The sequence below is a fragment of the Pseudoflavonifractor hominis genome (genome assembly GCF_014288125.1).
Classification (GTDB): domain Bacteria; phylum Bacillota; class Clostridia; order Oscillospirales; family Oscillospiraceae; genus Pseudoflavonifractor_A; species Pseudoflavonifractor_A gallinarum.
The window spans coordinates 76,564-88,989 of record NZ_JACOPR010000005.1; the positions used below are offsets into that span (position 1 = coordinate 76,564).

14 protein-coding genes are annotated in these 12,426 nt (G+C 62.6%); all 14 read left to right on the forward strand.

The features are described 5' to 3' along the window. Positions 1–8: 8 nt before the first annotated feature. Positions 9–605, forward strand: coding sequence for a ribosome biogenesis GTP-binding protein YihA/YsxC (yihA, locus tag H8S34_RS09325; protein WP_101693145.1), 597 nt, complete (start codon positions 9–11; stop codon positions 603–605). Beyond that, positions 606–1,358, forward strand: a complete 753-nt coding sequence (locus H8S34_RS09330) for a fumarylacetoacetate hydrolase family protein (protein ID WP_101693144.1) — start codon at positions 606–608, stop codon at positions 1,356–1,358. It abuts the gene before it with no gap. 195 nt (positions 1,359–1,553) lie between these two features. Then, a complete protein-coding gene (locus H8S34_RS09335; protein ID WP_328821031.1) occupies positions 1,554–2,243 on the forward strand; it encodes a site-2 protease family protein in 690 nt (229 codons plus the stop codon). 12 nt (positions 2,244–2,255) lie between these two features. Next, a complete protein-coding gene (locus H8S34_RS09340; protein ID WP_328821030.1) occupies positions 2,256–3,056 on the forward strand; it encodes a segregation and condensation protein A in 801 nt (266 codons plus the stop codon). Positions 3,057–3,071: 15 nt separating this feature from the next. Beyond that, positions 3,072–3,671, forward strand: coding sequence for an SMC-Scp complex subunit ScpB (scpB, locus tag H8S34_RS09345; protein WP_101693143.1), 600 nt, complete (start codon positions 3,072–3,074; stop codon positions 3,669–3,671). Beyond that, the gene (locus tag H8S34_RS09350) at positions 3,668–4,327 is read left to right on the forward strand and encodes a DUF2953 domain-containing protein (protein ID WP_186963810.1); all 660 of its coding nucleotides are present in this window, start codon (positions 3,668–3,670) and stop codon (positions 4,325–4,327) included. Before scpB ends, H8S34_RS09350 begins: the two co-directional genes overlap by 4 nt. Continuing rightward, a complete protein-coding gene (ytfJ, locus tag H8S34_RS09355) occupies positions 4,317–4,724 on the forward strand; it encodes a GerW family sporulation protein (RefSeq protein ID WP_101693141.1) in 408 nt (135 codons plus the stop codon). Before H8S34_RS09350 ends, ytfJ begins: the two co-directional genes overlap by 11 nt. A 79-nt stretch (positions 4,725–4,803) precedes the next feature. Next, positions 4,804–5,961 carry a D-alanyl-D-alanine carboxypeptidase family protein gene (locus H8S34_RS09360; protein ID WP_186963811.1) on the forward strand — a complete coding sequence of 386 codons (1,158 nt, stop codon included), beginning with the start codon at positions 4,804–4,806 and terminating at the stop codon, positions 5,959–5,961. Between the two features lie 87 nt (positions 5,962–6,048). After that, positions 6,049–6,774, forward strand: a complete 726-nt coding sequence (locus tag H8S34_RS09365; RefSeq protein ID WP_186963905.1) for a pseudouridine synthase — start codon at positions 6,049–6,051, stop codon at positions 6,772–6,774. Between the two features lie 111 nt (positions 6,775–6,885). Then, the gene (locus H8S34_RS09370) at positions 6,886–7,755 is read left to right on the forward strand and encodes a MurR/RpiR family transcriptional regulator (RefSeq protein ID WP_101693138.1); all 870 of its coding nucleotides are present in this window, start codon (positions 6,886–6,888) and stop codon (positions 7,753–7,755) included. A gap of 8 nt (positions 7,756–7,763) precedes the next feature. Beyond that, positions 7,764–9,005 (forward strand): BaiN/RdsA family NAD(P)/FAD-dependent oxidoreductase, encoded by a 1,242-nt coding sequence (locus H8S34_RS09375; protein WP_186963906.1) that lies wholly within the window; start codon positions 7,764–7,766, stop codon positions 9,003–9,005. Between the two features lie 2 nt (positions 9,006–9,007). Next, positions 9,008–9,685 (forward strand): (d)CMP kinase, encoded by a 678-nt coding sequence (gene cmk / locus H8S34_RS09380; protein ID WP_101693137.1) that lies wholly within the window; start codon positions 9,008–9,010, stop codon positions 9,683–9,685. Next, positions 9,682–10,281: a lysophospholipid acyltransferase family protein gene (locus tag H8S34_RS09385; protein WP_101693136.1), complete on the forward strand. Its 600-nt coding sequence runs from the start codon at positions 9,682–9,684 to the stop codon at positions 10,279–10,281. The genes cmk and H8S34_RS09385 overlap by 4 nt, the downstream gene beginning before the upstream one ends. Then, positions 10,278–12,233, forward strand: coding sequence for a bifunctional 4-hydroxy-3-methylbut-2-enyl diphosphate reductase/30S ribosomal protein S1 (locus H8S34_RS09390; protein ID WP_186963812.1), 1,956 nt, complete (start codon positions 10,278–10,280; stop codon positions 12,231–12,233). Before H8S34_RS09385 ends, H8S34_RS09390 begins: the two co-directional genes overlap by 4 nt. Positions 12,234–12,426: the final 193 nt, after the last annotated feature.

Genomic DNA, 12,426 nt, shown 5'->3' on the forward strand with positions numbered 1-12,426 from the left:
GGCGCGCTATGCCGCTGAATCTGAACAACGCGGAGTTTATCCGCTCGGCCGCAAAGGCGGCTGATTTTCCCCGGGACATGCTGCCCCAGGTGGTATTTGCGGGGCGATCCAATGTAGGGAAGTCCTCGGTGATCAACAAGCTGCTCAACCGCAAGAACTTTGCGCGGGTGGGCTCTGCACCGGGCAAGACCACCCATATCAACTACTTCCTCATCGATAAGAAGCTCTATCTGGTGGACCTGCCCGGCTACGGCTATGCCAAGGTCTCCCAGGCGGAGAAGGCCCGCTGGGGCCGCCTGATTGAGAGCTGGTTTGCCGACCAGACTCTGATGACCCTCGGGGTCCTGATCGTGGACTCCCGCCACAAGCCCACCGCGGATGATTGCGTGATGGCCGACTGGTTCAAGCAGAGCGGCCGCCCCTTCGTGGTGGTGGCAAACAAGCTGGATAAGCTGAAAAAGAGTGAGATCGAGCCCAATCTCCAGCGGGTCCGGGAGACTCTGGAACTGGACGAATCTGTAAAGGTAATTCCCTTTTCAGCTGAGAAGGGAGAAGGGCGGACAGCTCTGCTGGATGCCATTCTGGACCACCAGGAGGGCATGTAAGTGAAGTATGTGCGCATTGACCGCGCCGGGACTCCGGTCTGGGGCGTGCTCCAGGGAGAACTGGTCCGCACGCTGACCGGCGCACCCTATGAGGGCATCTGCTACGATGGAGAGAGCCTTCCGCTGGCGGACTGCCGCCTGCTGGCCCCCTGCGAACCCACCAAGATCGTGTGCATTGGCAAGAACTACTATGATCATGCCATCGAGATGGGGGAGGGCGTGCCGGAGCGGCCCATCCTGTTCCTGAAAGCGCCCAATACCCTCAATCGCCCGGAGGGGCCCCTCCACGCGCCCGATTTTGTGCAGCGCCTGGAATATGAGGGGGAGCTGGCCGTCGTGATCGGCCGCCGCGCAAAGGATGTAAAGGAAGAAGACTTTGCAGATTACATCCTGGGTTACACCTGTCTGAACGACGTGACCGCCCGGGATATCCAGAAGGGCGACGGGCAGTGGACCCGGGGAAAGAGCATGGACGGCTTTGCTCCGGTGGGCCCCATCGTCACGGACGAGGTGGACGGGAGCGACCTGGCCATCCAGACCCGGCTCAACGGCCGGGTCGTGCAGCAGGGCCGGACTGCCCAGTTCATGCACAAGATTCCGGAGCTGCTGGCCTTCATCACGGCCTCCATGACCCTGGAGCCGGGGGATGTGGTGACCACCGGAACCCCGGCCGGCGTGGGTACCATGCACCCGGGCGATGTGGTGGAGGTCGAGATCGAAGGGATCGGAGTCCTGCGCAACCACGTGGTATAACGCTGTGGGAGCACCGTGCTCCGCAGGAAAACGAGGAGGAGTCTGCCCGAAGAGACGGGTGGGCTCCCCCTTTTGGCGGAGCAGAGGGGCCGCCTTGTGTTTTGCAGGGGGATTTGGTATAATGAGGTCTACGGGACGGTCCGTTCTCCCCACCGGGGAGAAGACAGGACCGGATAGCTGCAGGAGGGCGGATCAGTGGTAAGTTTTTCGGATTTCTTTCATCATCTGGACTGGCAGGGAATGCTGTGGATGCTGGTGCAGATCCTGGCCGTGCTCCTGTGTCTCACCGTCCATGAGACCTGCCACGGACTGGCCGCCTATCTGCTGGGGGACCCCACCGCCAAGCGGATGCACCGGCTGTCCTTCAATCCGCTGCGCCACATCGACCCCTTCGGCGCGCTGATGATGCTGGTGGCCGGATTCGGCTGGGCCAAGCCGGTCCCGGTGGACATGCGCTATTTCAAGCACCCCAAGAGCGGCATGGCCCTGACCGCCCTGGCGGGGCCGGTCTCCAACTTTGTATTGGCCTATCTGGCCCTGTGCCTGCGGGCGCTTCTGATCACGGTGGGATACCAGGTCGAGGCGGAGAGTGTGCTCTTGATCTGGGTCATTGATTTTCTGGCTACTGTCGCCATCCTGAGCGTCGGCCTGGGCCTCTTCAATCTGATTCCTGTTCCGCCGCTGGACGGCTCCAAGGTGCTGGGAGCGCTGCTGCCGGATCGGATCTACTATACCATTCTCCGCTATGAGCGGATCGGAATGCTGCTCCTGGTGGTGGTCCTGTGGAGCGGGGCGCTGGACGGGGGCCTGGTGTGGGCCCGTGACGGGGTGCTGGACTGGCTGGCCCGGGCGGCCAGCGCGCCCTTCCGGATGCTGCTGGGTTAGGGGGCGGACGGCGTGGACAGCCCCATTTACCACCTGGAGGGGGTGGTGAAGTCCCGCTCGGAGGAGCGGGAGGACTTTACCGGCCCTCTGGACCTGATTCTCCATCTGTTGAGCAAGAACCGCATGGAGATTCGGGATATTCAGATCTCCCTCATTCTGGAACAATACCTGGAGTGGATGGAGCGCCGGAAAGAGCTGGATCTGGAGATCGCCAGTGAGTTTGTCCAGATGGCGGCCCAGCTCATTTTCATCAAGACCAGAATGCTCCTTTCCATCCAGGACGAGGAGGCCCTGTCCGAGATGGAGGCGCTGATGGCCTCCCTGGAGGAGCACCAGAGCCATGAGAACTATGCCCGCATCAAAGCGGTCCTGCCCCAGCTGGAGCAGGGGTGGAAGGTGGGGCAGGATTACATGACCAAGCCTCCGGAGCGTCTTCCGGAGGATCGGATGTATCATTACTCCCATAAGAAGGAAGAATTATACCGTGCCCTTCTCCCGGTCCTGAGCCGGAGCGAACAGAAGCGGACGCCGCCCATGGCGGCCTTTGAGGGCATTGTGGGGCGGGAGCCCTACCCGGTGGCCGACAAGGCCGGAGAATTGCTGCGCCGTCTTCTGCACAGCGGGGTGACCCATTTTCTCGCCCTGTTCCGGGGAAGCCGGAGCCGTTCGGAGGTGGTGGCCACCTTCCTGGCCGTGCTGGAGCTGTGCAAGGCCCGCCGCCTGCTGCTCACCGGGACGGACCGGCGCTGTACCGTCGCCCCCGTCCTGTCCGCACCCGGGGAAGAAGAAACAAAGGCGCAGCAGGAGCCGTAAACCAAGGAGGTGGCCATGGAACGAAAGGAACTGGAAGCGGCGGTGGAGGCCATCCTCTTTGCCGCCGGAGAGCCGGTGCCGGCGGAGCGGCTCTGTCTGGCTCTGGAGATGAGCCGGGAGCAGATCGACGCCCTGTGCGGAGCCCTGGCCGACCGCTACCGGTATGACCGCTGCGGCCTGCGCCTGGTGCAGCTGGGGGAGAGCTATCAGCTCTGCTCGGCGCCCGAGCACGCGCCGGTCATCCGAAAAGCACTGGAGGGACGGCGGCCGCCCAGGCTGTCCCAGACGGCCCTGGAGGTGCTCTCCATCGTGGCCTATTTTCAGCCCATCACCCGGGCCTATATCGACCAGATCCGGGGGGTGGACAGCGCCTATACGGTCAGCCAGCTGGCCGACCGGGACCTGATCGAGCCCTGCGGACGGCTGGCCGTTCCCGGACGTCCCATTCAGTACCGGACGACCCAGACCTTCCTGCGCTCCTTTGGGCTTTCCACACTGGAGGATCTGCCCGAGCTGCCCCAGGTCTCCACGGAAGAGGGCCAGGCGGCCCGTGCCCTGCAGGAACGGCTTGCGCTTCTGCGCACGCAGGCGGAGAGCGGGGCGATGGAGGATTGAATGGTCTTTGGATCACCGGGGCGGTCGTGTTGGCCCTTTTCCTCCTGGGACAGCTGCGCCTGGGCGGGGAGGTCCGCTATCATCCCGGAGAGGTGGGGATATGGCTGCGTGTGGGCGGCGTGCCCATTCGTCTCTATCCCCGGAAAAAGAAGAACGAGCCCGACCGGGTTTCGAAAAAAGAACGGAAGGCCCGGCCGAAGAAACCGAAAAAACCGAAGGAGCCCGGGCCGCCCTGGACTGCGGATCGGGTGTTGGATCTGGTAAAGCGGGTGCTGCCCCTCATCGGGGAGGCGGCCGGAAAGCTGCGCCGGCGGATCCGCATCGATGTATTTCATCTGGATGTGCTTCTGGGCGGCGAGGATCCGGGCGATACGGCCATGGCATTTGGACGAGTGAACGCAAGCTGTGGGATAATCCTGCCGGTTTTGGAGCAAAATTTCCGGTGTAAGGACAATCGAGTCCGCACAGCGGTGGATTTTGCGCGGGAGAACACAGAGGCACGGCTGACGCTGGCCCTGTCCATGACCCTGGGCCAGCTGATCGGGTTTGGCCTCTGGTGTGGGTATGCGGCTTGGAAAGTCTGGAAGGAAACAACGGGCGGTTTGATGTCAAACAAGGGCCCTCAACAGAAAGAGGCGGTAAAGTATGGAAACTAAGATCAGCGATTTCATGGGGCAGACCATGCAGAAGATCAAGGAGATGGTGGATGCCAACACCGTGATCGGCACCCCCATTCAGGCGGATGGCGTGACCATCATCCCTGTTTCCCGTATCAGCGTGGGCTTTGCCTCGGGCGGCAGTGAATTTGCCACCAAGCATCAAAAGCCGGAGGGGGAGAATGCCTTCGGGGGCGGCGGCGGTGCCAGCGTCAAGGTGACGCCGGTCTCCTTCCTGATCCTGAAGGGGGACATGGTCAAGCTCCTGCCGGTGGATCCGCCGGCCTCCAACACCGCCGACCGTGTGGTGGAGCTGGTGCCTGAGCTGGTGGACCGTGTCACCACCTTTATTGACCAGCAGAAGGAAAAGAAGGCGGCCGAGCAGGAGACCTTCTAAGGGCCAAGCGGGCACGTATAATGCCCGGACGCGGAGGGTATACTGCCATCATCGATTCAGATGCGAGGTGATGGCAGATATGAAACGGGTCTGGGCGCTGGTATTGTGGCTTGCGGTTTTGGCCGGAGTCTGCCCGGCGGGTGCTGCGACGCCCACACTCTCCGCAAAATCCGCTATTTTGATGGATGCGGAATCGGGGCGGATCCTCTATGCCTACCAGGCGGAGGAGGAGCGGCCCATTGCCAGCACCACCAAGCTGATGACCGCGCTGGTGGCGCTGGAATCCACGCCGGATCTGGAGACCGTGATCAAAGTGCAGCCGGAGTGGACCACTGCGGGAGGTTCTTCCATGTATCTCCGGGCCGGGGAGGAGCTCACCCTGCGAGAACTGCTCTACGGCCTGATGCTCTCCTCGGGCAACGACGCCGCGCTGGCCGTTGCGGGGGGCTGCGCTGGGGACGTGGAGACCTTTGTGGAGTGGATGAACCGGAGGGCCCGGGATCTGGGCATGGAACATACTCATTTCTCCAACCCAAACGGGCTGGAGGACGAGGGAAACTACTCCACCGCTCGGGATATGGCGCGGCTGGCCCAGGTGTGCCTTGCCAATGAGAAGCTGCGGGAGATCGTCTCCACCAAGACCATCACGGTGGGGGAGCGGAGCCTGGTCAACCACAACAAGCTCCTCTGGCGCTATGAGGGCTGCATCGGCCTGAAAACGGGATATACCGATCTGGCCGGGCGGACGCTGGTGTCCGCGGCCGAGCGGGACGGACAGACGCTCATCGCGGTGACCCTCTTTGACCGCAATGACTGGGAGGACCACGTGGCCCTCTTCGACTATGGATTTGAGACCTACCCGAGACAACTTCTGGCCCGCGCGGGCAAGGAGTTTACCCGTATCCCGGTGGAGGGGAGCCTGAAGCGGTATGTGCCGGTGGTGACCTATGGTGAGGTCTCCTACCCGCTGACCCAGGCCGAGCGGGTCAAGGTCCGCATCGTGCTTCCGGACACGGTGGAGGCGCCGGTAGAGCAGGGGGCCATTGCCGGAGAGCTCTGCTTCTCCCTGGACGGGGAGCCCATTGGAAGCACCTATCTGGTCTATGGCCAGAGCGTGGAGGACGATCGTGCGGGAAGCGGCGGTCTCTTCTCCCGCCTTCAGGATCTGTGGAAGGGGGAGACGGCCTCGGCGCCCATTCCCGAGCCGGAGATCTGGATGGAGCGGGTACTCTTTTAAAGTGTACCCCTCCTGTGGGTCCCGCAGGCATCTGCCTGCGGGACCGTCCTTTGCACAAATGCGACAGAGAACAGGGGATGAGTGAGTTTGGAAGAACGCCTGCAAAAGATCCTGTCCGCCTCCGGAGTGGTATCCCGGCGGGGGGCGGAGGCATACATACAGGCCGGACGGGTGACCGTGAACGGCAGAAAAGCACAGCTGGGGGAGAAGGCCGACCCGGAGCGGGATGACATCCGCGTGGACGGGCGTCCCCTGCGCGCGCCGGAGGAGCGGACCTATCTGATGCTGTACAAGCCCCGGGGATTTGTGACCACCCTGTCGGACGAGAAGGGACGCAGGACGGTGGCCGATCTGATCAAGGGGTGCGGGGCCCGGGTCTGGCCGGTGGGCCGGCTGGACCTGGATTCGGAGGGGCTGCTGCTCCTGACGGATGACGGCGCGCTCACCCATCAGCTCCTGCATCCCAGCCATGAAGTGGAAAAAGAGTACCACGTCTGGGTGACGGGGGATGTGGAGCGGGGGATCCCGGTACTGCGGGGCCCGCTGGAGCTGGACGGGGTGCCCCTCCATCCGGCCCGGGTGCGGTTCCTCCGCCGGGAAAAGGGGGAGAGTGTGCTCTCTGTGACCATCCACGAGGGGCGCAACCGGCAGGTGCGGCGGATGTGCGCCCTGGCCGGGCTGGAAGTGCGCCGCCTCTGCCGGGTACGGGAGGGAGAGGTACTTCTGGGCGACCTGCTCCCGGGCCGGTGGAGAAAGCTGACCCCCAGCGAGCTGGATGCGCTGCGCCGCGGCGGAGCGGATTTGCAAGAATGAAGTGAAAACTTGCAGAACGGGTCTTGCAATTCCAGAGACTTCCCGGTATGATTATAGGATAAAAGGAAACGCAGCCCCCGCCTGGGCGGCAGATCGGGAGGATACGCTCTCATGTCAAAAGATATCTTGTCCATCATCCAGACAAATATGAATACCTTCTCCAAGGGCCAGAAGCTGATCGGGCGCTTTATTCTGGACTCCTATGACAAAGCGGCTTTCATGACGGCCAGCAAGCTGGGAAAGACGGTCAACGTCAGTGAGTCCACGGTGGTCCGCTTTGCCGCCGAGCTGGGCTATGACGGTTATCCCGCCATGCAGAAGGCTCTTCAGGAGATGATCCGCAATAAACTCACCTCCATCCAGCGCATCGAGGTGTCCAACGACCGCATCGGAAACCAGGACATCCTCTCCATGGTCATGCAGTCCGATGTGGAGAAGATCCGCATGACGCTGGAGGAGGTGGACCGGGACAGCTTTGACCGGGCAGTGGACGCCATTGTGTCCGCACGGCGCATCTACATCCTCGGCGTCCGCTCGGCGTCGGCCATTGCCAGCTTCCTGGCCTTCTACTTCAACCTGATCTTCGAGGACGTGGTCCATATCCACAGTACCTCGGTCAGTGAGGTCTTTGAGCAGCTGCTGCGCATCGGGCCCCGGGATGTGATCATCGGGATCAGCTTCCCCCGCTACTCCAGACGCACCGTCAAGGCCATGGAATTTGCCCGGGACCGGGGGGCCCAGGTGGTGGCCATCACGGACAGCGAGACCTCGCCCCTCACCGCCATTGCGACCCACACCCTGATGGCCAAGAGCGATATGGCCTCCTTTGTAGACTCGCTGGTGGCCCCCCTGAGTCTGGTCAATGCCCTCATCGTGGCGCTGGGCCGGAGAAAGAACAGCGATCTCTCGGAGACCTTTGGAGTCCTGGAGAAGATCTGGGACGAGTACGAGGTATATGAAAAGGTGGAGGATTCCTTTTGACCAGTGATATGATTGTAATCGGCGGCGGCGCGGCAGGCATGATGGCCGCGCTGGCCGCCGCGGACCGGGGGTGTTCCGTGCTCCTGCTGGAGCGCAACGCCAAAGTCGGCCGCAAGCTGTACATCACCGGGAAGGGGCGGTGCAACGTAGCCAATGACTGCTCGGTCCCGGAGGTTCTTCAGCACGTGCCCCGCAATCCCAAATTTCTCATGAGCGCCGTCACACGCTTCCCGCCGGAGGCCGTGAAGGCGTTTTTTGAGGGATTGGGTGTCCCGCTCAAGACCGAGCGGGGAAACCGGATTTTTCCCCAGAGCGACCGGGCCGCAGACATCATCGACGCGCTCTTTCAGGCGCTGCGGCGGAAGCGGGTGAGCCTGGTGGAGGACCGGGCCGTCCGCCTGCTGACCGATGAGGAAGGACGGATCTCCGGGGTCAAGGGGGAGCACGGATCCTACTCCGCCCGGGCGGTGATTCTGGCCACCGGGGGAGCCTCCTATCCGCTCACCGGTTCCAGCGGGGACGGCTATGAGATGGCCGCAGCGGTGGGGCACACCATCGTGCCGCCCAAGCCCTCGCTGGTCCCGCTGGTGGCGGAGGGGGAGGACTGCCGCCGGATGCAGGGCCTCTCCCTGCGCAATGTGGCGGTCAAGGTCAAAAACCAGAAGAAAAAAGTGATCTATGCCGAGCAGGGGGAGCTGCTGTTCACCCACTTCGGGCTCTCCGGCCCGCTGATCCTCAGCGCAAGCGCCCATATGCGGGACTTTGAAAAGGACCACTACCAGGTGATCATCGACCTCAAGCCGGCCCTGGATGAGGAAAAGCTGGAGCAGCGGCTGCTGCGGGATTTCGCCGAGCGGGCCAATCAGGACTTTCACAATGTTTTGGAGGGGCTGCTGCCCCGCCTGATGGTGCCGGTGATGGTGGAGCGGTCCGGGATCCCCGGCGACACCAAGGCCCACTCCATCACCAAGGCCCAGCGCCGGCGGCTGCTGGAGGAGCTCAAGGGCTTCCGGATCGACATTGCCGGGCCGCGGCCGCTGGCGGAGGCCATCATCACCTCCGGCGGCGTGAAGGTGTCGGAGGTGGACCCCCACACCATGGCCTCCAAGCGCCTGCCGGGCCTCTACCTGGCGGGGGAGTTGCTGGATGTGGACGCCTACACGGGCGGCTTCAACCTTCAAATCGCCTGGTCTACCGGTCGAGCCGCGGGAGAAGGGGCGGCTCAGTTTTTGGAAGAAGGAGCAGAATAAGTATGGGATACAAAAGCATTGCCATCGACGGCCCCTCCGGTGCGGGAAAGAGCACCCTGGCCCGGCGGTTGGCTGAGGCCATGGGCTATCTCTATGTGGATACCGGGGCTATCTACCGTACGCTGGGGCTGGCGGCCCTGCGCCACGGCGTGGATGCCGAGGACAGCAGCGGCGTGATCGCGCTGCTGGGGCAGGTCGCCATCGACCTGCGGCACGGGGAGGACGGCTTACAGCACATGTACCTGGACGGGGAGGATGTGAGCACGGCCATCCGGGAGCCTAGCGTCTCCCGGTATGCCTCGGGCGTGTCCGCCATCCCGGAGGTGCGGGCCTTCCTGATGGACATGCAGCGGGATCTGGCCCGCCGTCAGAATGTGATCATGGACGGACGGGACATCGGCACCGTGGTGCTGCCCGACGCGGACGTGAAGATCTTCCTCACCGCCACGGCGGAGGACCGCGCCCGGCGGCGGTATGCCGAGCTGACCGAGCGGGGGACCGACACCGACTTTGACACCGTGCTGCGGGACATCATCGCCCGGGACGAAAAAGACACCCAGCGTGCGGCGGCTCCTCTGCGCCAGGCGGAGGACGCCATTGCGGTGGATACCACCGGCAACACCCTGGAGGAGAGCTTCCGGCAGCTCCTGGGCGTGGTGAGAGCGGGGGTGGGTCTGTGAGAGGCTGGTATACCTTTCTCTATTGTCTCGTCTATCCCGTATTCAATCTGGTCCACCCCGGAAAGGTGATCGGACGGGAGAACATCCCCGACGGCGCGGTTATGATCTGCTGCAATCACACCAGTGACAGTGATCCGCTCTTCCTCTGCTATGCCTTCCGTCTCAAGCACCAGATCCGGGCCATGGCAAAGATCGAGCTGATCCGCATCCCCGTGATCGGATGGCTGCTGAGCAAGGCAGGCATCTTCGGTGTGGACCGGGGAAAGAGCGACATCGGCGCCATCAAGCAGGCCATGAAGTACCTGCGGGAGGGCGAGAAGGTGCTGATTTTCCCCGAGGGGACCCGGGTCCGCTCCAGCCGGGGCGACGTGAGCCAGCCCAAGGCGGGCGCTGCCATGCTGGCGGTGCGGTGCGGCGTTCCTATCCTGCCGGTCTACGTGCCGGAGCACAAGCGCTGGTTCCGCCGCACGCCGGTGGTGATCGGGGAGGCCTTCACGCCCACCGTTGCCACCCGCAAGGGGACCCAGGAGGAGTATGAGGCCATCACCGCCGATCTGATGGCGCGGATCCGTGCGCTGGAGGCGCAGGCCAGATGAGCCGGCTGACACTGGCCCGCTCCGCGGGCTTCTGCTATGGCGTGCGCCGGGCGGTGACCATGGCGGAGGAGGCTGCCCAGTCGGGCCGCCCCTGCGTGATGCTGGGCCATATCATCCACAACGGAAGCGTGATCGAGCAGCTGGAGAAGGCCGGCGTGCAGGTCGTCCACAGCGTAGAGGAGGTGCCCACGGGCGCGGCCGTCATCATCCGCTCCCACGGGGAGGGCCGGGTGGTCTATGAGCGCTTGCAGGAGCGGAGGGCAGAGATCATTGATACCACCTGCCCCAACGTCTCCCACATCCACCGCCTGGTCTCCCAGGCAGAGGAGGAGGGGCGCATCCCGGTCATCATCGGCACGCCCACCCATCCGGAGGTGGAGGCCATCGCCGGCTGGTGCCGCAATCCGGTGGTGCTCTCCGGTCCGGACGCGCTGGAAAACTGGCTGAGGGAGCATCCGGAGCTGCGTACGCAGCCCATCACCATGGTTTCCCAGACCACCTCGACCCAAAAGAAGTGGAATTTGTGCGTAGAAAAAGCAAAAAAAGAGTGTACAAATTTAAAAATTTTTGATACAATATGTAATGCTACGTGCAAACGGCAGAGTGAGGCCCAGGAGTTGGCGGCCCAAAATGACGCGATGATCGTCATCGGCGGCCGCGATAGCTCCAACACCAGGCGCCTCACGGAGCTTTGCGCGGCACTCTGCCCGACGGTCTGCTGGATCGAGCGGGCGGAGGAACTGGAACCTTCCAACCTGTACGGGAAGGCTTCTATAGGAATCACCGCGGGCGCGTCGACACCCGGGTGGATTATAAAGGAGGTCTATGACAAAATGAGCGCAGAAAACATGGAGATCGAAGAATCCTTTGCTGAAATGCTGGAGAAGTCGATCAAAACTTTAAATACAGGGGAGAAGGTTACCGGCGTCGTCACTGGCATTACGCCCACCGAGATCTACGTCGATCTGGGTACCAAGCATGCCGGTTACATACCGGTGTCTGAGCTGACCGACGATCCCACTGTAAAGGTCGAGGACATTGTGAAGGTGGGCGACGAGATCGAGACCTACGTCATGCGTGTCAACGATCAGGAGGGTGTTGTCACCCTGTCCAAGAAGCGCCTGGATACCGTCAAGAGCTGGGACGATATCGAGCAGGCCAAGGACGACCAGACTGTGGTCGAGGGCGTCGTCACCGAGGAGAACAAGGGCGGCGTGGTCGTGAGCGTCAAGGGCGTTCGCGTGTTCGTGCCCGCTTCCCAGACCGGCCTGGCCCGCGATGTGGCCATGACCGAGCTGGTCAAGCAGCATGTCCGTCTCCGCATCACCGAGGTCAACCGTGCCCGCCGCCGCGTGGTGGGTTCCATCCGCGCCGTGGCCGCTGCCGAGCGCGCCGAGAAGGCCGCTAAGGTGTGGGAGGAGATCGAGGAAGGCAAGCGCTACACCGGCGTTGTGAAGTCCCTGACTTCTTACGGCGCCTTTGTGGACATCGGCGGCGTGGACGGCATGGTCCACATCTCCGAACTCTCCTGGAGCCGCATCAAGCACCCCTCCGAGGTGGTGAAGGTGGGCGACACCGTCGAGGTCTATGTCATCGCCGCTGACAAGGAGAAGAAGAAGATCTCCCTGGGCATGAAGGACCGCACCGAGGATCCCTGGGCCAAGTTCACCGCTACCTATGATGTGGGCTCCGTGGCCAACGTCAAGGTGGTCAAGCTGATGACCTTCGGCGCCTTTGCCGAGATCGTCCCCGGCGTGGACGGCCTGATCCACATTTCTCAGATCGCCGATCACCGCATCGAGAAGCCCGGCGACGTGCTGAGCGAGGGCCAGATGGTGGACGTGAAGGTCACCGACATCGACTTCGAGAACAAGAAGGTGTCTCTGTCCATCCGTGCTCTGCTGGACGAGCAGGCCGATGCCGCTGAGGATGAGGACGGCTCCGCTGAGTAATTTCTCTATCTGATAAAAGCAGCTCACTTTGAACAAAAGTGGGCTGCTTTTTTTGAAAACTGCTCATTTTCCTTGCAAAAGGCGGGGAAATGGTCTATAATACAATTAGTATTATGGGCTGTCTCCGACGCAGGGAACAAGCCCCATACCGAAATTGGCAAACAACGTGAGAATCATTCACAGGCTCAAACGG

Excerpts from the sequence above, each read along its gene's own strand:
- H8S34_RS09375 (WP_186963906.1), top strand. The coding sequence starts at position 7,764 with ATGATTGTAATCGGCGGCGGCGCGGCAGGCATGATGGCCGCGCTGGCC.
- scpB (WP_101693143.1), top strand. The coding sequence starts at position 3,072 with ATGGAACGAAAGGAACTGGAAGCGGCGGTGGAGGCCATCCTCTTTGCC.
- H8S34_RS09390 (WP_186963812.1), top strand. The coding sequence starts at position 10,278 with ATGAGCCGGCTGACACTGGCCCGCTCCGCGGGCTTCTGCTATGGCGTG.
- yihA (WP_101693145.1), top strand. The coding sequence starts at position 9 with ATGCCGCTGAATCTGAACAACGCGGAGTTTATCCGCTCGGCCGCAAAG.
- H8S34_RS09370 (WP_101693138.1), top strand. The coding sequence starts at position 6,886 with ATGTCAAAAGATATCTTGTCCATCATCCAGACAAATATGAATACCTTC.
- cmk (WP_101693137.1), top strand. The coding sequence starts at position 9,008 with ATGGGATACAAAAGCATTGCCATCGACGGCCCCTCCGGTGCGGGAAAG.
- ytfJ (WP_101693141.1), top strand. The coding sequence starts at position 4,317 with ATGGAAACTAAGATCAGCGATTTCATGGGGCAGACCATGCAGAAGATC.
- H8S34_RS09360 (WP_186963811.1), top strand. The coding sequence starts at position 4,804 with ATGAAACGGGTCTGGGCGCTGGTATTGTGGCTTGCGGTTTTGGCCGGA.